Source organism: Faecalibacterium sp. I3-3-89, from assembly GCF_023347275.1.
Lineage (GTDB): Bacteria > Bacillota > Clostridia > Oscillospirales > Ruminococcaceae > Faecalibacterium > Faecalibacterium butyricigenerans.
The window spans coordinates 145,722-166,688 of record NZ_CP094468.1 but is presented as its reverse complement, the minus strand read 5'-3'; the positions used below and the strand labels follow the sequence as shown (position 1 = coordinate 166,688).

The window sequence follows — 20,967 nt, the reverse complement described above, 5'->3', positions numbered from 1 at the left end:
TGTTCGTTTAATATGTAATTGTCATTGCGCCTTTATGGCAGTCCTGTGCATAGGTGCGGAGCAGATCGAGGTGCTTTGAGGATTTTCGGACGATAGCCGTTGCACGGTCGCCGGACATAAACTCAACGACCGCAAGGCGCGGAATCGTCAATGTGCCACGAATTTTGAAGCCCACAAGGATCTTCTGATTGCACCATCGCTGGATGCTTTGTGCAGAGTAGCCTGTCAGTTCCGAAACTACCGGGGTGGTCAGCAGATCATCATATCCAACCGTGAGCTTTTCCCATAGGGTGTACAGCCCTGTTTTTTCCGGTTCTGTAAAATTGAAGCGGATCATCTCTGCGGTAGGCTTGTCTGGATGCCGCTTGGAGCAGCCATTCTTTCCGATATAAAAGCCCGTTGGAACGCCGAACTGCTTTGCAATCTGCAAAGTCAGATCGACGACCGGGCAGCCGTCTGCATCAATCAAAATATTCATCGGCTTTTCTCCATCACCCACCGAAATGCTCTTGCGGTACGCAAATCGGCGTCTTTGAAATGCCCGCCGCTGTTCCATTCAAGGGTGCAGTCTGCGCCACGCTCTATAAGCCGACTGTGCAGGGTGCGGATGCTATCGCCAACCACAGCCATGACGGTGTTTTTCGTGTGCTCTTCCCTGTCGCCAAGGCTCAGATAAACGCACTGTGCCTGTATCGGGTGCTGCTGCTCAAACTCCATCCAGCCCGGAAACCACACAGAGGGCGAGGCTGCGGCGATACCGTAGAACAAACCGGTCTGGGTGGGTGTCCACAGCGCAAACAATCTCGCCAGCGAATAGCCACCCAGAATGATTTTGACGTTTTCCGGGAGATTGAACTGTTGTTTCAGTGTGGGGATGACCTGTTCCGTCAGAAAGCGCAGGGTATCCTCAGCATTGCCACCGAAGCCTTGCTTTCCCCATACAGCAGGGGCTTCCCACGGAGAAAGTGCATCGTTCCAGCTTTCCACTGGAATGGCCGCAAACAGAAAATTCCGGCTGCTTTGTGCAATAGCAGCCACTTCATGGTCTATGCTCTGCAACTCATGTTCGCCTGTCATTTGGAGCAGCAGGTATTCTGCATGGGCTTCGCCGTAAATGCGGCAAGGTCTGTTTCCGATTTGCATTGTCTGTGCGGTCACTGCGGCGTCCTCCCGAAAAAACTTTGATAAGCCCAGTATAGCAACTGAAAAATCATTTTGCAATTCAAAAGGCGTTCATAGCAGTGGCAAACCTGCTAACGAGTGTCAATAGCCTGAACAAAAAAACATCAAAAATTTATTGCCGGGTGCAGTTGAGCATCCGGCAACTTTAATAAGCCGACAGCACAGCTTGTCGGCTGAAAATCATCGTAATGGTTCATCAGAAACCATCAACAGGCACCAGGAGATGGCTGGGAACGCAGAAATTCAGTAACACGAGCGTAATAGACTCGCAGGAACTTGGCACTTCCTGCGACGGTATAAACGTAATAGTGCTTTCCTTCGGAACGCTTTTTGTCCATAAAGCAGTAAACAGCATTTTCCGGGTTTGAGCGTGTTAAAATAATATTCGATACAATAAAAATAGTTCGCCTCAGATGCGGTGAACCTCGTTTGGAAACATGGCGTGACTTGGATTCAAATGCACCAGACTGGAACGGTGGTGCATCAATACCAGCAAAGGCTACCAACGCTTTCTTGTTTTTGAACCGTCGAACATCACCAATTTCGGCCATAAGAGCAGGCCCGGTAATGGGTCCGGCTCCTTCCATCTGCATTACAACCTCGTATTCGGGGAGCATTGCAGCCAACCGCTGCATTTCAAGCTGGGTGCTTTGCTTGGCCTCGCAAACGGCATTCAGGCTTTTACAAGCCTGCGTGATCAGCATCTTCGTACTTTCGCATTTCGGAAGAGTAGCCACGCCCTCCTGTGCAAGCAGATAGATTTGGTGAGCGGTATCTGTACGGAACTTGTAGTTTTTTCGTTTGCACCATCCCCGATAAGATTCCGTGAAAGCCTCCATGGAATATTGACAGACACAATCCTTGTGCCAATAACGCAGAAAGAAGTCCACCCACTTTTCATGTCCATTCGCATTTTTTGTGTTCGGATCAAATGCAATATTTACCCCAGGAAATATTTGGTCAGCCAGTGCGATCAGCCCGTTCCGCAACGCTGTTGCAGTCGCAGTGATTCGCTCGTTTGCTCTGGATTGCATTTTAAGAAGCAGTCTGGTTTCTTCTTCATTGTTGAACGGGGGTAGTGTATCCCAAAAGGTGAGCGCATAGTTTGCAATTTTAAGAGCATCCGCTCGGTCCGTTTTTAGCTTTCGGATCGTATTATCACTGAAATCGTGAATTAGCATCGCATTGACAACGGAAACAAAAAAGCCGGCTTCCTTCAATGTCAGTGCGATTGGTCTCCAGTACGTACTGGTATGTTCCATTACAATACGAATATCGCCTCCCAGTTTTTTGAGTGTGGATCTAAGCAAACAAGACTGCCTCACACAAAATCTTGTGGAGCAGTCCCGTTCGTTTATGATAATCAATGGACCTTGTAGAATACCCGATTTCCAGCCTTTCGTGCAGCCAACAGTCCCATTTCATGGAATTTCATTGCAAATGTTCGAATGGTGGCATACGCAGCGTTGCAGAAGCAGGACAAAAAGGCGTTACATCCGTATAGCCTGAGATTAAAACATTTTTCTCAACACGTTCGCAGGCTTTGGAATAAGCCCCCTTGCTTTCGGCAATATAGCGAGGAAACGGCGTGAACAGCGCCGCAGGATAAGGTGGCTGCTGCGGCAACTGTATGATGGAGACCTTCTTTGATAGATTGAAAAAACAAAATATTCTGTGATTTTGAGAAAGATTATCCTTCCTTTGAAGTGTTCTCCGAAGTGATTGCTGATGATATCGACTATTCTAATGCAGAATCCAAGCGAAAACAAAATGGATGCCTCCCGTAAAATTCAGGGAAGCATCCATGATGAAAAGTTAATGATTCAATTTTGAACCGGTGTCCGGAAAACTGGGGACAGATCATTTATTTTACAACAGCAATGGCCTCAATCTCGATCGTCATTCCCCCATTGAATTTGCCCACCTGCATCGTGCTTCTTGCCGGCGGATCCTCCGGAAAATACTGCCGGTAGGTTTCATTAAACAAAGCGAACTGATCAATATCTGCCACAAAGACTAAGGTCTTAAAAACATGATCCATATCAGATCCGGCTTCCTCCAGAATTGCTTTCATGTTCTTCATAATCTGATGTGTCTGAGAAACAATATCATCGGGAGCTGCCAGTTTCCCTGTTTCCGGATCCACACCTGTTATACCTGCTGTATAAATGAGATCTCCGATTCGAAATGCTTGGGAATACCAGCCGCCGGGCTGTGCAGCTTTGGACGTTGAGATTTTTTTCATTTCCATAAGATTATCTCCTGTTCTTTGAGAAAAGGCTGCTGTACAAGCGTGCAGCAGCCTTTAAGATCTTTTGTAAATTAGTTTCCGTCAGCTGCGGTTCTGTTTTTCTTATCGAAGAAATAGTAGGCAGGCAGACCGGTAACAAGTGCAGCGCCACTGGCAATCAAGGCTGCAGTAGGTGCCCACATGAACGTGGAAACCAGAAGGATGCCGTTTGCAAAAATTGCAATAACCGTCATAATTTTCCACGCCGGGCATTTCCAGCCGGGGTTATAGTCAGCCTTTTTGTGGTGAACAAACATGGTGCAGAACACCAGCATGTTTTTCACCAGACAAATAAATGTGAAATAGCCCAGAAGATCGTTGATGCCGGAAACGCAAACCAGAATGATTGCGTAAATAGCCTGAGCCATCAGTGCAAAGGAAGGCGTATTGTATTTGGGATGTACTTCCGCAAAACGGCTGTACCATAATCCGTCCTTTGCCATTGCGTACTCCAGACGAGGCTGGTACATCGTTGCACCGGAAACCGATCCCGTAATTACAACGATTGCCATCAGCGCGGTGATGATGCCTGCAGTGGAACCGATTACAGGGATTTTTGAGAATGCAAGCGCAATAGGAGCATCGGAGGCCGCAAGCTCTCCCAGAGGGATCAGGCCTGCTGCAATGGTAGAAAGACCGGCGTACAGAAGAATGACAATTGCAATGCAGTAGATCATTACCTTTGGCATGGTCTTGTCGGGATCTTTTACTTCGCCTGCCATATAGCAAGCGCCTATTGCGCCATCGTAAGACCATGTGGTTGCAGATACGCCGGCGAGCAAGGCGGCAATTCCTACAGGAGCGCCTGCAGCAGCGGGCACAGAAATCAACTCAGTGTTCATGTAGAACAGGCCAACGCCAACCAGCAGGAAGAAGGGCAGCAGCTTCAGACTGGTAATAAAAGCCTGAAACCGTGCGCCGGCTTCTACGGAGCGATAATGCAGCGTGGTGAAACCAATAATCAGCAGGATTGCTACGACTTTAATGCCGATTCCTGTCAGTGCAGGAATGAAGAAAGCAAGATAGCTGGCGATTGCCAAGGACATGACAGAGCAGGTTGAAGGATCGGTTGCCCAGAAGGCCAGCCAGCCGTTCAGGAAGGCCACAGGACGCCAGCCTGCTTCTTTCAGCCATGTATATTGACCGCCATCTTCCGGATATGCTGATGCAAGCTCCGCATAGAGAAGATTCTGGGGGATCATGATCAGACCACCGATAACAAAGCTGACAATCATCATCAACGCAGAACCGGATGCACCAGCCACTTCCGCCAGCGACGAGAAAATACCGGAACCAATCGTTGTGCCGACAGCCACTGCCAAGGCGGCGCCAAGCCCCAGCTTCCGCTTCAGCTTTCCCTGTTCGTGAATCGTTTCATTTCTTGTTTCCATAGGGTTTCTCCTTTCATTTACTCTGCTTTTGTAGCCGTTACATTTTTATTGAGCGGTGTAGCCGCCATCGACCATCAGATGGGTTCCGGTAATAAAAGAAGATTCCTCGCTTGCAAAGAATGCCACAGCGTAAGCCATATCGATGGGCTGACCGAGGCGTTTCAGGGGATAGCTGGAAATCAGACGGGCAACCTCCGCCTCATAATTGCCGGTTCGGGACATATCCTTGATAAATGCGGGTGTTTCCGTGCCGGAGGGGCAGACCACGTTGACGCGGATACCGAAGGGAGCCAGCTCCAAAGCCAGGCTCTTTGCAAATTGAATGACCCCACCCTTGGAGGTATTGTATGCGAGGCTCTCCACGCAGCCAACCACGCCCAGTTCACTGCCGGTGCAGATAATGGAGCCGTGGCTGCTCTTTTTCATAAGAGGCAGGGCATATTTTGCACACAGGAAATACCCCTTCAGGTTGACTCTCATTACGCGATCCCAGTCTTCTTCAGTGGTATCCCAAAGCGTTTTGCTCAGAGAGTAGGCGGCATTGTTGTACAGCACATCGACCACGCCATACTTTTCCTCTATTGCCTGAAACATCGCCTGCACCTGCGCGGAATCGCTGACATCTGCTTTGTAGAACCAAGCGCGTTCTCCAAGCTCAGCTTCTAAGGCGCTGCCCCGTTCCTCGTTGAGATCAACAATGACCACTTTGGCGCCGCGCTCGATAAAGAGCCGTACCGTTGCTTCGCCGATGCCGCTGGCACCACCAGTGATTACTGCTACGTAATTGTTCAGGTTCATAATCTTTTTCTCCTTGTTATTAAATTTTGGGTAATACGTCTTAATCGTGCTTTAATTATATAGTGTTTTTTTTGCGTTGTCAATAGTAAAATGTTCTGGGGGATTAATTTTTTTGGGAAAGATATTCAATCCTACAGCGAATACTCAGCCGCAAGGATGCTCGGCAATACAGCACAGTGTGATGTGTGCAGTTTGTTTGGCGGCCAGAGTGCATCGTCACCTAAAAATATGCGATGCCGCCCATGGGGTGGAGCGGCTCCACCGATCAGACAATATCTTGGAAAACAAATTATATTACCGAATTTACACTTGCAAAATCGCGAAATATCGAGTATACTGGTTAAGTAATCTATTAATAAACAGTTGGAGAGCCGTGTTTTATGAAAAGAGCTACATCCAAGGATGTCGCCAAGCTTGCAGGCGTATCCCAAACAACCGTTTCCTTTGTAATGAACAATACCCCCAATGTGTCTTTATCCGAAGAGACCCGAAAAAAAGTGCTGGACGCAGCAAATCAACTTCAGTATATTCCAAATTCCTTTGCCAGAGGGCTTAAAACCAGCCAATCCAAGCTGTTGGGCGTATTTCTTCCAACGATGGACAATCCTTATTACCCCATGCTGATGCAGTATATCGAAAAATACACTGCCCGTCTTGGATACAGCGTGATCCTATGCTGTACTTACCGCAATCCGGAACGTGAAAAGGCCTATCTGGACTTGTGTGAGGAAAAGCACATGGATGGTGTCATCTATCTGTTTACCCCCAATTGGATGAAACGTGTTGTCCAGCTTTCGCATACCATCCCGGTAGTTCTACTAAGTGAGAAATCGGACGATATTCCGTTAAACACAATCAGCCTGAATGGGTTTCGATGTGGGTATCTGGTGGCAAAGTATCTTTTGGATCTGGGACACAAGAGTATCGCTTTCCTGATGAGCTCTGTTTCTTCGGTCTCCCTGACCCGTACGAAACGTCTGGAGGGTATCAGAAGTGCCATTCGCGATGCGGGTCTGCCGCCGGAAACGCTTCAGGTTTTTACTGCTCCGTTGGGCGATTCCGGGCAGTCCGAAGCGGAAGCCGGATATTCCATAATGGAGCAGCTGCTGAAACGTAAGGATATTACAGCTGTTATCGGCGTAAACGACCTTGTAGCATTCGGCGCGCTTTCCTGCGTCCTGAACAGTGAGGATAAGCGTGTCCCTCAGGACGTTTCGATCTGCGGCTTTGATAATATCTACCTGACTACTATGACTCGTCCCAAAATCACTACAGTATCTTATTGTACCGAGGCACTTTGTGAACTGGCTGTTGATATGGTGCTGAAGGCAACGGGTGATTCGGACGTTCTCAAACTTGCTAGCGAGCCGCAGCTGATTGTTCGGGAATCTACCGGCCCCGCGCCCGGTACGTCCGGCCAGTGCGTTTCCTCGTAAAAGAAAAGATACAAACAAAATGGGTGAACCACAGGCTTCACGGCTGTGGTTCACCCATTTTTCTTATGACAAAACTGCGCAGGCTCTGCCGGAGCGGCGCTTAAGGCGTCAGACGGGAATTGTGTGACAGTTGCTTATCCCTTTTCCTTTTGGGAATCCCATTCAGGACGTATCATCCGACCATAGCCGGGCTTCTGCTTGATAACACCATCGCGATAAACCGCATTGCCCCGAACCCATGTGGAGACGATTCGGCAGTGAAAAGTCCTGCCCTCGTGCGCGAATTTATCGAGCTTACTGACAGAAAAGCTGTTCTTGCGGGAATAGGTCCAATTCGTGTCCATATCAACCAAATAAAAGTCCGCATCGGCCCCCACAGCCAGAATACCTTTTCGAGGATACAACCCAAATCTTTTTGCTGCATTTGTTGATGTAAATGCAGCAAAGCGCTGCAGCGGCATCTTTCTGTTGCGGACACCTTCCTCCAGAATCAAAGGAATGGCAACATCAATTTCGGGCGCACCGCAGGCAGCCTTCCGCAAATCTCCATCCGGTGGGAGCTTGTCCGATAGCAGGTAGGGTGCGTGATCTGTTCCGAGGTAGTCGATGGTTCCGTCCAGTACATATTTCCACAGGCGTTCCATCCTGTCTCGACTTCTCAGAGGCGGATTGATCATAGCGAATGTTCCCAGATAAGCCTGATCCTGATAATTCAGAGTTAGATAGTGAGCACAGGTTTCCACAGTCACATCTACGCCCATTCGGCGCGCAGAGGCGATTCGCTCAGCACCTTCCGGAATGGACATGTGGCAGATATGCAGCTTGCATCCTGTCTTTTCTGCATAAAGCAGCAAGGTATTGATTGCGGTCAGCTCCGCAATCCAGGGACGGCTTGCATCGTGAACTGCCAGAGACCAAGGCTCCTCCTTGTGCTCATTTGAAAAACCGTTGACCAGTGTCCGGTCTTCAGCGTGAGCCCCAAAAATACCATGGAAGGATGCGACTTTTTCCATCTCCTTCAGCTGGCTATACTCATCAGAAAAGGGGTAGTTGGAACCGGCGTAAACCGTAAATGCCTTGAAACCTACACATCCTTGCTTGTGCAGCGGAACAAACTGCTCTATATTTTTCGGCGTTGCGGCACCCCAGAATGCATAATCGATCAACGCCTTTCGTTCAGCCCTTTCCTGTTTTAGCGCAAATGCCTCCAAATCAAGTACAGGGTGTTCGGGGGTGTTAGGCATATCCAATACCGTCGTAAACCCGCCTGAGGCAGCGGCCTGGGTTCCGTGTTCCAGATCCTCCCGCGCCTCTGCTCCGGGCTCAAAAAAATGCGGATGAGTATCGATTGCTCCCGGAAGCAGCAGCATCCCTTTGGCGTCCAGCGACTGTGCCGCCTCATAAACCGGAGCATCGGAGCCCATGGCTGCAATTTTTCCGTCAGAAACACAGATATATCCCAGAAAGACCTCTTCCTCTGTCACAATTTTTGCATTGTAAATGACAAGATCATATTTCATACCTGGATACCTCACAGTTCATCATTCTGCATCATGCGGTGCAGTCTGGATTCGGGGATTTTAGAAAAAGGGAGTTCTGCTGCTTTGCAGACTCGTTCCGCTGCCGCCTGTGCATCCCGAACGACCTGCTTTTCGTCTACGGTAAGGACTTGGAAGTTCTCAATAAGGATATTACCGTCTACCATTACCAGCTCCACTTCACTTCCCTTGGCAGAATAAACCAAATTGGGAACTACATTGCGTACCGGGTGGAGAATGATGGGTGACAGACACGGCTGAGTCATATCGATCATCAGAAGGTCTGCTTTTTTTCCGACATCAATGGAACCGATTTCGTTTCCAAGACCAATCGCCTTTGCTGCTTCAATGGTCGCCATTCTCAAAACCTTCCCTGCCGGGAACACCGAGGGATCTTTGAACTTACACTTATTCAGTATGGCCGTAAACTTCATTTCATTGAACATATTATTGCAATTGTTTCCGGGGGCTTGATCAGAACCAAGTGCCAATCTGTCACTGACCTCCAAAAATTCTGCAGCCGGTGGAATAATGCCATCAATAATTGCAATGCTCCCACTGCATAAAATCATTCCTGCTCCCTTGGATGCAAGCAGCTGAGTTTCCTCTTTGGTTGCCTCTGTCAGATGGACTGCCATTAATCTGTGATTCAGATATCCGATTTCGTCCAGGAAAGGGATCGAACGCTTTCCGTAACGCTTCATCATTTGGTTGATCTCTCTATCACCCTGAGAAACATGCATGTGGATACCGGTATCCAGCCTGAATGCAGCCTCTTGTATCTCCAAAAGCAGTTCCTTGCTGCACATATCGGGGCCTTGCGGTCCCAGCATACAGGTGATCCGGCCGTTTTCACGGTCGTTCCATTTCTGGATCAGATCCAGATTTCTGAGAAATTTTCGGTTGCCCTGAGCCGGGTCAAAGGTGTACAGCTCACCCACAGCCGTCTTATTTTCCTCTGGCAGCTCACTGATAAGCTCGGCAACTCTGGCTCGTGTTCCAACCTTGACATGGTTTTGGACGATCTGCGTCATAGGAGTATCAAAATCGCAGAAGGTCGTAGTGCCCGCCTTGAGTGCCTCTACAATATTCATCAAGGAACCTTTGCATACTGCATCAACATCCTTCCGCAATTCCTGTTCAAACGGCCAAAGCCCATGCTGCATCCAGTTGTTCAGATCCTGAGACACACCGCGAACCAAGCCATCTCCCGTATGGATATGCGCATCGATGAGGCCGGGCATCACCACTTTTCCGGATGCGTCAATCACCCGATGCGCCGACCAATCCTGAAGAACCTCTTTCGTAGCACCGACAGCGCTGATCCGGTTTCCGGTTACAGCCACAGCGCCATCTTCTAAAATACCTACGCCGTTTCCACGCATAGTGATCAGAATCGCATGGATAAACAAATAGTCTGCTGTCATGGTTTCTGTCCCTTTCTGTTTTCAGTTCTCTCGGTTGGCCGCGATAAACAGAGCGTTTGTCAATATCTGTGTGCCAATGACCAGATCATCACGGGTTGTATACTCCTCAGGGCAATGGCTGAGCCCGCCATTTGAGCTTCGCAAAAACAGCATCCCCATCGGCATAATTCTCGACATATTCATAGAGTCATGTGCGGGGAAGCTGATCATTCGGTCTTTCTCAAATCCGGTTCCGACGGCTGCTTCTTCCAAAATATGGATCAGTTCCGGTGCGCAGTGCGCCGGTCTCAGGTCGCAGGTTGTTTCCACAGTCCAAGATAGACCCCGTTTTGCGCATTCCTGCTTCGTGACCTCAATCAGATCCGTATAGAGCTTTTCCCACTTCATGTCCTCCGTTTCACGGAAATCCACGGAAATCGTCACGTCCTCCGGGATAATATTGTGTTCACAAGGTAACACGGAAATATATCCAACCGTACCTCTAGTGTCTTTGCTGCATTCCTTTGCCAGATTTTCCACAGCGGAAATTACTGCCGCCGCTGCGGCCAAAGCGTCATGACGATCCGACATCGCCATTCCACCGGCATGCGCTGCTGTTCCATGAAAGTGGAGATAAAACTGTTTAATGCCTGCAACACAGCTGACAATGGAGAAGGGTTTGTCTGCGTCCAACAGATACCGCCCCTGCTCTATATGCATTTCCAAAAAACCACAATAGGCGTGGGGGTCTATTTTACTCTCTGTTAACCTTTCTGGATCCAACCCCATCCCGAATTCTCTCATGGCATCGCTGAGAAGCTGACCTGTCTGTCGATTGCGCAGATGAAAAGCGTAGTCGTCCGGAAGCATCCCGCATATCGCCTTGCTTCCGAATGTTCCGCCCAAAAATTGGCTGGCTTCTTCATTGATAAAGGCCACCATTTCCAAAGGCTTTTTGTGCGGAAGTCCGGATTCTTTGATGGCAACCAGCGCTTCCAATGCCCCCATTACACCAGCCAATCCATCAAAGCATCCTCCTTGAGGTACGGTATCAAAATGAGAGCCGCTCAGCACAGCCGGAGCATGTGGATCATCGCCCTCCAGCCGGGCAAATACATTTCCAACGGTATCGATCCTTGCCGTCAGGCCCGCTTCCTTTATCCACCGGATCAGGAGCATTACGGCTTCCTTATAAGGGGGTTCCCAAGCAAAACGACTGATTCCGCCTCTGGGATCACTTCCAATATGCCCTACCTCGTTCAATCGCGCCCACAACCGATCCGAATTGATGCTGACATAGTTTTCCATGTTGCTACCTCTTTTCTATTTTAATTTATTTACGTGCTCTTTCATAAAACACCGCACCACTCTTGCCTGACGGATGAAGCAATGTTTTGTCAGGCGCTGTGCCTGGAATTATGCGGTACTGCCTTAGGATTCATAAAATCAATCTCGAATCCGGCAGCATGGTTAATTTGCAATTTATACGATTTAATTATATATTAGCCGGTGAGCGGTTGTCAATAGCTGCAGTAATATTTTTTAGCAGAAGGTATTCGTACCGCAGACATAAAACCAACCACCGCGGGAAGCGCAATCGATTAAAAATTTTTCGCATATTGGCAGGGGCGGCTGTTGATATATGCTGCTCTTTTCTGTATGCCGTTCTCCATCCCGAAATACGAATTTGCGGCGGGCACTGCCGTCCGCAATGTGGTGCAGGATCTGATGACCCCGGAGGATGCCAGCCGCATGGCACAAGCCCTTTACGATGCCGCAGATCCGGTCTGCCGCTGAACCGGAGCAGAAACTGCACGAATATGGCAAAGCAAAACCCACAGGCTGGAATTCCATCCAACCTGTGGGCTTTGTTGTACTTGCTAATTGATATAGGTTGATATCAATTAGCATCAGCTGCTTTTCCGATTCTCATTCATGATCCTTCTGGCTCGTCCGCGCGTTGTGTCCTCAAAAGTTTCCTCTTCGCTGAATCGCAGCCAATAGGGATCTTCCATCAGACAGGCGTTGGTGCGCTTGACGATTTCCCAAGCGTTGTAGTCGGGCAGTCCCATCAATTTCAAAATCTCTTTGCAGTCCATCCGATTTTTCGGGAAGATACGCTTCTTTGCCCAAACCACCACATCGACCAATGGAACTTTGCGTTTGTCACCAATGAAAAGGTTCAGTGGAAGGCTATCCTGCGGCACACCCTCATTTGCGCAAAGAGACTGCCCATCTTCGCTCAAGTGGGCGATTTCTTTTTCATCCATCATCAATTTCAGATAGGCCATTTTATCACCCCATGGCGGCTTTCAGGTAGTGCAGACGGTATTTCAGGTATTGACGAATCGAAGATGCTCTTTTTTCGCTCAACAATGCAAGAATCGGCGAAATAGCCTGAATGATCTCCTGATACAGCGTATCCAGATCACGCACAGGCAGCACAGGCTCGTCGATCAGTTTGATCTGCTGGGCGTGACGACTGCGGAACGGTTTGGCTTTGTCGAACTGATAACGGAGCTTCGTGTCAGTCAATTCCTCGTCGATTGCCCATGCAAGCAGACTGCCGCCATTGTCGTAAATAGGCGGAGCATAATTTTTTCCATCCCGGACGATTACATCAAAATTGTTTTCGTGGCGGTCTTCGTTGCCGATAAAGGCATCGAACGCCAACATCTGATAGAGCCACTTCTTGCCATACAATTCTGTCGCATACTGAAACAGTGCCTCCGGTGAAGCGGCCTGACCGCTGGCAAGAAAATGGGCGTCAGCCAAGTCTGCAAAATGATACAGTTGTTCATCGTCCGTTGTGAACTTGAGGCAGATGCTGACTACATCGCAGGAATAGGTTTGAATGTCGGGAAAGAGTTTGGCAGGCATCAACGTATATTCTACATGGGGCAAATTCAGCACCTGTGCAATCAGCGATGCCATCACCTCAGAATACGGCTCATACCCAGCGGTTCCGGCCTCTGTGATGGAGTTGCCCTTGACCATGACAAGCTGGTCATCCACGCGATACCAGCCCTTTGAGAGCATTCCACGGCTTGTGCGTGTTTCACGTTTTTCGACCAACTGGATTTTTGCAGGGACTTTGATTGGGCTCATAGTATCACGCTCCTTTGTTCCATTATACCATGTTTGGATGGATAGACAAGATGAATTGACGAGCCGGACGATTTGTTGAAACAAAAGCCCAACCCACCGCAAACATAGGTAAGATTTTCAAGAAATCAAAATTGGGCCTTGACAAATGGAAGATCCGTGATTTCATATAGCCAAATTCAATACACCAAACCGTTGAAGCGGAGATAACGGCGAACTATGCCCGTACAGAGAGCCTGCGCAGCTGAGAAGCAGGCCGGAAACCGTTCGTCAAGGAAGACGCGGCGTTTCGTCGCTTTTCCCGAAATGGACCGCTGAGGGTGCAGGGAACTGCGGCGCATCTGCCGCACAGTATTCTGCAACGTAGGGCATACGTCAGTTGCCGGGGATGTGTTGGCATCCCGCCAAGTGCATGGGGTCGTTCCCATGAAGTCAGGGTGGCACCGCGGATAAAAGGCTAAGCTTTATTCGTCCTTGACAGAAGAGGTTCTCTTCTGTCGGGGGCGTTTTTCTTTTCCACTCCCTCAGCAGAAGAGCCGGGGGAGTTTTTTGTTTGACGCAGAAAGGGGAAGCTGCTATGAAGATACGGCCTGCACTGGACGAAGTGAGAGCCATTGCGGCGGCAGGTGATTACAATGTCCTGCCGGTCAGCGGCGAGATCTTAAGGGGATAAGGGTACCCTCCTGCTGCATAAAACAAAAAAGGAGCTGCTGCACGGGTCTTTCCCCGGTGCAGCAGCTCCTTCTTGTATTTTTTATTTCTCTGCCAGCAGCACGGCCAGCACGGCCTTCTGGACGTGCAGCCGATTTTCCGCCTCGGCAAAGATCTCGTCCGCGTGGGCCTCGAAGACGGCGGTGGAGATCTCCTCGCCCCGGTGGGCGGGCAGGCAGTGGAGCACCATGCAGTCCGGCTTTGCCGCCTTCAGAAGGGTGCTGGTGAGCTGGAAGCCCGCGAAATCCCGCAGGCGGCTCTCGCTCTCGGTGGTCCCGGGGGCGGCGGTGTTCCAGATGGCCGTCACCACCGCGTCGGCGTCCCGGACGCCCTCGGCGGGGTCTTCCAGCAGACGGAAGGCACTGCCATACCTGTGGGCAAACATCAGCACATCTGCCGCCGGGCGGTAGCCGTGGGGGCAGACGCAGTCCACCTTCATGCCGGACAGCAGACCGCCCACGATAAGGCTGTTGGCCATATTGCTGCCGTCGCCGACAAAGCAGAGCTTCTGCCCCGCCAGCGGGCCGCGGCTCTCCCGGATGGTCATGAGGTCGGCCAGCACCTGACAGGGGTGGGCATAGTCGGTGAGGCCGTTGATGACCGGCACGCCCGCGTACTCTGCGAACTCCTCAAGGTCGCGCTGGCGGTAGGTGCGCCAGACCACACAGTCGTAATACCGGCCCAGCACCCGGGCGGTGTCCTTCAGCGGCTCGCCCCGGCCGGACTGCAGCTCGGTGGCGGCGTTCATGTAGTTGCCGAGGCCTCCCAGCTGGTAGACGCCCACCTCAAAGCTGGTGCGGGTGCGGGTGGAGTTTTTCGAAAACATCAGTGCGACGCTCTTGCCCTTCAGCAGAGGCTCCGTGCCTCCGGCCTTCTGTCGGGCCTTCAGCTCGTCGGCCACATCGAGGATGTGGGCCACCTCGGCTGGGGTCAGGTCGCTCATTTTCAGCAGATGCTTCATGCCTGCCCCTCCGTTTTGCTGGGGTCCATCCCGGCCAGCACGCTGCCCAGAATGTCCAGCGCCATCTCCACATCGTGGGCGGTGAGGCTCAGGGGCGGCAGCAGGCGGAGACGGGTCTTGGCCGTCAGCACCAGCAGACCCTTCGCGCGGCAGGCGGCCAGCACGTCAGCGGCCTTGATGCCCTCGAGAAACTCGATGCCGACCATCAGGCCGATGCCCGACAGGCTCTTGACCCGGGGCAGCTTTTCCAGACCGGTGCGCAGCTGGACGGCCCGCTCGTTGACGTTGGCAAGGAAGCTGGCGTCCATCCGGTCCACGACCACATTGGCACCGGCGCAGACCACCGGGTTTCCGCCGAAGGTGGAGCCGTGGGTGCCCGGCCCCATCCCGGCAGCGACTTTCTCATTCATCAGCACTGCGCCGATGGGCAGGCCGCCGCCCAGACCCTTGGCCAGCGTAACGATGTCGGGCTTGAGGCCGTAGTGCTCACAGCACAGGAAGGTGCCGGTGCGGCCCACGCCGGTCTGCACCTCGTCCACGATGAGGACGAGGTCCTTTTCGTCGCAGAGGGCGCGGACGGCCTGCACATATTCCGGGTCGAGGGCCACGACGCCGCCCTCGCCCTGCACCAGCTCCAGCATGACGGCACAGGTGTGACGGTCCACCATCTCGGTCAAGGCGCTGATGTCACCCGCCTTGACATACTGGAAGCCCTCGTTGAAGGGGCCGAAGTAGTTGTGGAACACGCCCTGTCCGGTGGCGGTCAGGGTGGCGATGGTGCGGCCGTGGAAGCTGTTGACCAGCGTGATGACATTGTAGCGGTCGGCGCCGTACTTGTCGAAGCTGTACTTGCGGGCGGCCTTGATGGCACCCTCGTTGGCCTCTGCGCCCGAATTGCCGAAGAACACCTTGCTCATCCCGGTGCGCTTGCAGAGCTTTTTTGCCAGCTTGCCGCAGGGGGCGGTATAGTAGAGGTTGGAGGCGTGCTGCAGCTTATGGGCCTGCTCGGAGACGGCCTCGGCCCACGTCATGTCGCAGTAGCCCAGACTGTTGACGCCGATGCCGCTGGTGAAGTCGAGATACTTCTGTCCCTCAGGGCCTTCGGCGTAGAGGCCGTGGCCCTTCTCGAGGACGATGGGGTTGCGTCCGTAGGTGTGCAGGACGTATTCGCCGTCCCGCTTGATGACTTTTTCGGAATCCATAGCGTTCTTCCTCCTTGGTAGCATCCTTGCCCTCTCCGTCATTGCTGACGCGATGCCACCTCTCCCAAAGGGAGAGGCTTCCAGTCTTGCTGTGAGCTTCATCTTTTCGCAAAGGCTCTCCCCTTGGGAGAGCTGGACGCGAAGCGGCCTGAGAGGGCAAGCCCGTTTCTCTTATTATAAAGCGCTTCTCGGTTTTGAGCAACCCTTATTCGTGATGGCTGCGGCGGTAGAAGCGGGTGCCGGAGCCGCGGTCGGAAAACAGCTCCAGCAGGATGGAGTGGGGCACACGGCCATCGATGATGACGGCCTCGTGGACGCCCTGATAGATGGCATCAGCCATGCCGCCGATCTTCGGGATCATGCCGCCCGCGATGATGCCGGCGGACTTGTAGCCCTCGATCTCGGAGACCTCCACCTCGGGGATGAGGGTGGACTCATCCTCCTTGTCCCGCAGCAGGCCCGCGATGTCGGTCATGGAGACGAGCTTCTCAGCCTTGAGGGCGATGGCGATCTGGGCAGCAGCCGTGTCTGCGTTGACGTTGTAGGCCTGCCCGAGGTCATCCATACCCACCGTTGCGATGACGGGGATATAGCCGCTGTCCAGCAGGTTGGAGATCAGGGTGGGGTCCACATGGATGATCTCGCCCACATGGCCCAGCTGGGGGTCCAGCTCGGTGCAGCGAAGCATCTGGCCGTCCATGCCGCAGAGGCCCACGCCGCGGCCCCGCAGCTTTGCCACGAGGTCCTTGTTCACCTTGCCGGCCAGCACCTGCTGGACGATCTCCATCGTTGCGTCGTCGGTGACGCGCAGACCGCCTGCAAAGTGGCTCTCGACGCCCACCTTCTTGAGCATCTCGTTGATGGCCGGGCCGCCGCCGTGCACCAGCACCACCCGGACGCCCAGCAGGGTGAGGGTGACGAGGTCGTTCATGACGGCGTTCTTCAGCGTCTCATTGATCATGGCGTTGCCGCCGTACTTGATGACCATGGTCTTGCCGTGGTATTTCTGGATATAGGGGGTCGCCTCCGAGAACAGGAGGGCCATTTCTTCATTTTTCATTGCGGTCCTCCTTCTCAGGTGCGGTAATCGCCGTTGATCTTGACGTAGTCGTAGGTCAGGTCGCAGCCCCATGCCTTGGCCGAGGCGTCGCCGGTGCCCATATCCACCTTCACGAGGATGTCATGCTCAGCCAGAACTTTTGCGGCCTCCTCCTCGCTGTAGGGGTGGTAGGCGGCGTTCTCGCAGACGTAGACCTCACCGGCGGCGCTGGACAGCCAGACGCAGACCTTGTCGATGGAGAAGTCGCCGGGCGTGTAGCCGATGGCGCAGAGGATGCGGCCCCAGTTGGCGTCGCGGCCAAAGACTGCGGCCTTGAAGAGATTGGAGCAGACCACGCTGCGGCTGACGGCGCGGGCCGTTTTGAGGTCGGGGGCGTGGGTGATTTCGCAGGTGATGAGATGGGTCGCACCCTCACCGTCACCGGCGTGCTCGGCGCACATATGCTCGGCGATGGCGGTCAGCGCCGCCACAAAGGCGTCGTAATCGGCGTTCTCCTCGGTGATCTCCGGGTTGCCCGCGAGGCCGGAGGCCATGATAATAAGGGTGTCGTTGGTGGAGGTGTCCAGATCGACGCTCATCTGATTGTAGGTGCCGGGCACCACCGTCTTGAGGGCCTTTTCCAGAAGGGCGGGGCAGACGGCGGCGTCGGTGGTGTAGAAGGCCAGCATGGTCGCCATGTTGGGGGCGATCATCCCGCTGCCCTTGCCGATCGCGCCCACCGTGCAGGTCTTGCCGCCCAGCTCGAACTGGATGGCATACTCCTTCTTGTGGGTGTCGGTGGTCATGATGGCTGTTGCCGCGTCGGTGCTGCCCTGTGCGTCAGCCGCCAGCTTCGCCGCAGCGGCAGGGATTCCCCGGGCGAAGGGGTCGATGACCATAGGCTGGCCGATGACGCCGGTGGAGGAGGGCAGGACGTCCTCTGCGGCGATGCCCAGCGCCTTGCCCACCAGCTCACAACACTCCTCGGCCAGCGCCACACCGTTGGCGGCGCAGGTGTTGGCGTTGCCGCTGTTGACCACGATGGCCTGTGCATAGCCGTCGGTCAGGTGGGCGCGGTCCACCTTGATGGGTGCGCCGCAGACCTTGTTGGTGGTGTAGACACCGGCTGCGGCGCAGCGGACGTCGGCCTTGATGAGTGCCAGATCGTATTTTTCACTGTGATTCGCCCGGATGCCGCAATGGACACCGGCCGCTGCAAAACCTTTGGGCGCGCAGATGCCGCCCTCAACTTCTTTATACTGCATCTGAAAATCCCCCTAATTTTATCGCAATTTTCAAAAATAGTGCCTATCAAAACGGCATCTTTGCGATATGCAGTTTGCGGATGTTGCTTGTGCATTAAAAACGCAAACTGCTATAAAACTCTCAGTCTCGCTTCGCTCGACAAGGCCTCTCCTCGATAGGAGCAACAACGACGACCGCCGCCAGTGGCGGAAACAGGGAGTCGCTGTTGGGGCCGCGGCCAGCAAGACGCAAGCAAAGCGCTGCGGCGGCTGGGTGCCGCAACCCGGGCAGTGGCAGCGCGCCAGCGCTGACGGAGAGGTTATTCCAGCCCCTCCGTCTCATCCATCCCCAGCATCAGATTCATGCACTGGATGGCTGCACCGGAGGAGCCTTTGCCCAGATTATCGAACAGGGACACCAGCATCATCTGGTCTCCCGCTGCGTTGACGGTCATGTACAGCTCCATCCGGTCGCTGCCGGACAGGGCGTTGGAGTACAGGCCATTCTCGGGCAGAGCTTCGTTGAGGGCGTGGACGGAAACGGTCGCGCCCTCCTTATAATATTCCGCGATGCCTGCGGTCACGGCCTCCGCGCTGGTGCCAGCCAGCTTGAGGTCGAGGGGCACCAGCACCTGCATCCCGCTGTAGTAGTCGCACACCACCGGCACAAAGGCGGGGGTGTGGGCGAGGCCGCTGATCTTCTGCATCTCGGGCAGATGCTTGTGGGCAAGGCCGAGGCCGTAGCTCTTGGGTGCGTCCAGCTTGCTGTGGGCCGGACGGTCGGCGCTCTCGTACTCGGCGATCATCTTCTTGCCGCCGCCGGAGTAGCCCGAGATGCCGGTGCAGCTGAAGGGATAGTCCGCCGGGGCCAGCCCCAGCTCCACCAGAGGCCGCGCGATGCTGATAAAGCCGCTGGCATAGCAGCCGGGCACCGCCACGCGGCAGGAATTTTTGATCTTCTCCTTCTGACCCTTTAGCTCCGGGAAGCCGTAGTCCCACGCTGCATCGGTGCGGAAGGCCGTGGAGGTGTCCAGCACCTTGACGTCGGGGCGGAGAAGCGGCATGACCTCTTTGGACGCCGCATCCGGCAGGCAGAGGAAGGCGAGGTCGGCGGAGTTGATGACCTTCGCCCGTTCGTTCACATCCTTGCGCCCCTCCGCCGAGATGCTCAGCAGCTCGATGTCAGGCCGGGCGGCCAGACGGTCGGCGATGCGCAGGCCCGTCGTGCCCGAAGAACCGTCGATAAAGACTTTCACGCTCATGCGTTTTCTGCCTCCCATGCGCCGAGCTGGGCCGAAGCCAGCTCGATCTGCTTTCTGACGCTGGCCTCGCTGGGGCCGCCGTAGCTGGTGCGGCCCTCGCAGCACTTGATGAGGTCGATGGCGTCGTAGACGTCGTTTTCGAACAGAGCGCTGTAGCCCTTGAACTCCTCAAGGCTCAGCTCCTCCAGCACCTTGTCCTTCTGGATGCAGTCGGAGACCATGCAGCCGGTGAGCTTGTAGGCGTCGCGGAAGGGCATTCCCTTCTTGGTCAGATAGTCGGCGCAATCGGTAGCGTTGATGAAGCCTTTGGCGGCGGCGCGGCGCATATTGGCGGGCAGGGTCTTCATGGTGTCCAGCATCGGGGTCACGGTCTTGAGGCAGAGTTCCAGCGTATCCACCGCGTCAAAGATGGCCTCCTTGTCCTCCTGCATATCCTTGTTGTAGGCGAGGGGGATGCCCTTCATCATGACCAGAAGGGTGTTCAGGTCGCCGTAGACCCGGCCCGTCTTGCCGCGGATCAGCTCGGTGACGTCAGGGTTTTTCTTCTGGGGCATGATGGACGAGCCGGTGGTAAAGGCATCGTCCAGCTCGATGAATTTGAACTCCCAGCTGCACCACAGGATGATCTCCTCGCTCAAGCGGGACAGGTGCATCATGCACAGGGAGATGGCGCTGGCCAGTTCGATGCAGAAGTCACGGTCGGACACGCCGTCGAGGCTGTTGGGGCAGGGTGATGCAAAGCCCAGCTTCTCGGCGGTAAAGGCGCGGTCCAGCGGATAGGTGGTGCCTGCCAGAGCGCCGCTGCCCAGCGGGCACTGGGCGTCCATCCGGGCGGTGGCGTCCTCGAAGCGCTGCAGATCCCGCAGCAGCATCCATGCGTAGGCCATCAGCGCGTGGCCGAAGGTAATGGGCTGGGCGCGCTGCAGGTGGGTGTAGCCGGGCATGACGGCGGTGGTGTTCTCGGCAGCCTTCTTGCAGATGACCTTTACCAGCTCGACGATGTAGGCCTGCAATGTATGGCTGTAGTCCCGCAGGGTCAGGCGGATGTCCAGCGCCACCTGATCGTTCCGGCTGCGGCCGGTGTGGAGACGCTTGCCTGCGTCGCCGATGCGGGCGGTCAGAGTCTGCTCCACAAAGGTATGGACGTCCTCGGCGTTGGGGTCGATGGTAAGGGCGCCGGAGGCCAGATCGTCGGCGATGGAGGCCAGACCGCTCAGGATGTCCTCACAGTCTTTTTCCGAGATGATGCCCTGCTTGGCCAGCATGGCGGCGTGGACGCCGCTGCCCCGCATATCCTGTGCGATCATCCGCTGGTCGAAGCGGATGGAAGAGTTGAAGTCGTTGACGCGGGAATCGACCGCCTTGGAGAAACGGCCCTTCCAAAGTTGTTCTGCCATTGTTA

Annotated in this window: 20 protein-coding genes; 2 read left to right on the top strand and 18 right to left on the bottom strand. The window is 53.9% G+C overall.

Annotated features, from left to right (window positions below):
• Window positions 1–7: 7 nt before the first annotated feature.
• From MTP38_RS00745 to MTP38_RS00715, 7 genes are all read right to left on the bottom strand, one after another.
• Window positions 8–478 (bottom strand): helix-turn-helix domain-containing protein, encoded by a 471-nt coding sequence (locus MTP38_RS00745; protein ID WP_330221132.1) that lies wholly within the window; start codon window positions 476–478, stop codon window positions 8–10.
• Entirely contained in the window at window positions 475–1,143 is a 669-nt protein-coding gene (locus MTP38_RS00740) for an esterase (protein ID WP_249234699.1), read from the bottom strand. The genes MTP38_RS00745 and MTP38_RS00740 overlap by 4 nt, the downstream gene beginning before the upstream one ends.
• Window positions 1,144–1,388: 245 nt before the next feature.
• Entirely contained in the window at window positions 1,389–2,507 is a 1,119-nt protein-coding gene (locus MTP38_RS00735) for an IS110 family transposase (RefSeq protein ID WP_256466384.1), read from the bottom strand.
• A 106-nt stretch (window positions 2,508–2,613) separates the two neighbouring features.
• Window positions 2,614–2,808, bottom strand: coding sequence for a hypothetical protein (locus MTP38_RS00730; RefSeq protein WP_249233932.1), 195 nt, complete (start codon window positions 2,806–2,808; stop codon window positions 2,614–2,616).
• 238 nt (window positions 2,809–3,046) lie between these two features.
• Entirely contained in the window at window positions 3,047–3,433 is a 387-nt protein-coding gene (locus tag MTP38_RS00725) for a RidA family protein (RefSeq protein WP_187299114.1), read from the bottom strand.
• A gap of 71 nt (window positions 3,434–3,504) precedes the next feature.
• Entirely contained in the window at window positions 3,505–4,863 is a 1,359-nt protein-coding gene (locus tag MTP38_RS00720) for an amino acid permease (RefSeq protein ID WP_249233931.1), read from the bottom strand.
• A gap of 45 nt (window positions 4,864–4,908) precedes the next feature.
• Window positions 4,909–5,661, bottom strand: a complete 753-nt coding sequence (locus tag MTP38_RS00715; protein ID WP_207658179.1) for an SDR family NAD(P)-dependent oxidoreductase — start codon at window positions 5,659–5,661, stop codon at window positions 4,909–4,911.
• Window positions 5,662–6,041: 380 nt separating this feature from the next.
• Between MTP38_RS00715 and MTP38_RS00710 the strand changes: the two genes are divergently transcribed.
• Window positions 6,042–7,097 (top strand): LacI family DNA-binding transcriptional regulator, encoded by a 1,056-nt coding sequence (locus MTP38_RS00710; protein WP_158388905.1) that lies wholly within the window; start codon window positions 6,042–6,044, stop codon window positions 7,095–7,097.
• Window positions 7,098–7,231: 134 nt separating this feature from the next.
• Here MTP38_RS00710 and allB read toward each other — a convergent pair whose 3' ends face one another.
• Genes allB through MTP38_RS00695 form a run of 3 tightly spaced genes read right to left on the bottom strand, consistent with a single transcriptional unit; the run spans window position 7,232 to window position 11,349 of the window.
• Complete coding sequence (gene allB, locus MTP38_RS00705; protein WP_249233930.1) at window positions 7,232–8,617, bottom strand: allantoinase AllB; 1,386 nt, start codon at window positions 8,615–8,617, stop codon at window positions 7,232–7,234.
• 11 nt (window positions 8,618–8,628) lie between these two features.
• Complete coding sequence (locus MTP38_RS00700) at window positions 8,629–10,062, bottom strand: amidohydrolase family protein (protein WP_249233929.1); 1,434 nt, start codon at window positions 10,060–10,062, stop codon at window positions 8,629–8,631.
• A 21-nt stretch (window positions 10,063–10,083) separates the two neighbouring features.
• Entirely contained in the window at window positions 10,084–11,349 is a 1,266-nt protein-coding gene (locus MTP38_RS00695; RefSeq protein WP_158403916.1) for a Zn-dependent hydrolase, read from the bottom strand.
• Window positions 11,350–11,676: 327 nt separating this feature from the next.
• Here MTP38_RS00695 and MTP38_RS00690 point away from each other — a divergent pair, with 327 nt between their 5' ends.
• Window positions 11,677–11,838 (top strand): hypothetical protein, encoded by a 162-nt coding sequence (locus tag MTP38_RS00690; protein WP_223386630.1) that lies wholly within the window; start codon window positions 11,677–11,679, stop codon window positions 11,836–11,838.
• Between the two features lie 113 nt (window positions 11,839–11,951).
• On the opposite strand, the gene MTP38_RS00685 is transcribed toward MTP38_RS00690, so the two are convergent.
• The 8 genes from MTP38_RS00685 to argH all read right to left on the bottom strand — a co-directional run bounded on the left by MTP38_RS00685 (window position 11,952) and on the right by argH (window position 20,962).
• The gene (locus MTP38_RS00685) at window positions 11,952–12,332 is read right to left on the bottom strand and encodes a hypothetical protein (RefSeq protein ID WP_249233928.1); all 381 of its coding nucleotides are present in this window, start codon (window positions 12,330–12,332) and stop codon (window positions 11,952–11,954) included.
• A 4-nt stretch (window positions 12,333–12,336) separates the two neighbouring features.
• Window positions 12,337–13,149 (bottom strand): hypothetical protein, encoded by an 813-nt coding sequence (locus MTP38_RS00680; RefSeq protein WP_249233927.1) that lies wholly within the window; start codon window positions 13,147–13,149, stop codon window positions 12,337–12,339.
• Window positions 13,150–13,900: 751 nt separating this feature from the next.
• On the bottom strand, window positions 13,901–14,818 hold the full coding sequence (gene argF / locus MTP38_RS00675) for an ornithine carbamoyltransferase (RefSeq protein WP_249233926.1): 918 nt from the start codon (window positions 14,816–14,818) through the stop codon (window positions 13,901–13,903).
• Window positions 14,815–16,020 (bottom strand): acetylornithine/succinylornithine family transaminase, encoded by a 1,206-nt coding sequence (locus tag MTP38_RS00670; protein WP_227621190.1) that lies wholly within the window; start codon window positions 16,018–16,020, stop codon window positions 14,815–14,817. Before MTP38_RS00670 ends, argF begins: the two co-directional genes overlap by 4 nt.
• A 205-nt stretch (window positions 16,021–16,225) precedes the next feature.
• Window positions 16,226–17,080 (bottom strand): acetylglutamate kinase, encoded by an 855-nt coding sequence (gene argB / locus MTP38_RS00665; protein WP_249233925.1) that lies wholly within the window; start codon window positions 17,078–17,080, stop codon window positions 16,226–16,228.
• Window positions 17,081–17,094: 14 nt separating this feature from the next.
• Window positions 17,095–18,324 (bottom strand): bifunctional glutamate N-acetyltransferase/amino-acid acetyltransferase ArgJ, encoded by a 1,230-nt coding sequence (gene argJ, locus MTP38_RS00660; protein ID WP_249233924.1) that lies wholly within the window; start codon window positions 18,322–18,324, stop codon window positions 17,095–17,097.
• A 299-nt stretch (window positions 18,325–18,623) separates the two neighbouring features.
• Window positions 18,624–19,565: an N-acetyl-gamma-glutamyl-phosphate reductase gene (gene argC / locus MTP38_RS00655; RefSeq protein ID WP_249233923.1), complete on the bottom strand. Its 942-nt coding sequence runs from the start codon at window positions 19,563–19,565 to the stop codon at window positions 18,624–18,626.
• Window positions 19,562–20,962 (bottom strand): argininosuccinate lyase, encoded by a 1,401-nt coding sequence (gene argH, locus MTP38_RS00650; RefSeq protein ID WP_249233922.1) that lies wholly within the window; start codon window positions 20,960–20,962, stop codon window positions 19,562–19,564. Before argH ends, argC begins: the two co-directional genes overlap by 4 nt.
• Window positions 20,963–20,967: the final 5 nt, after the last annotated feature.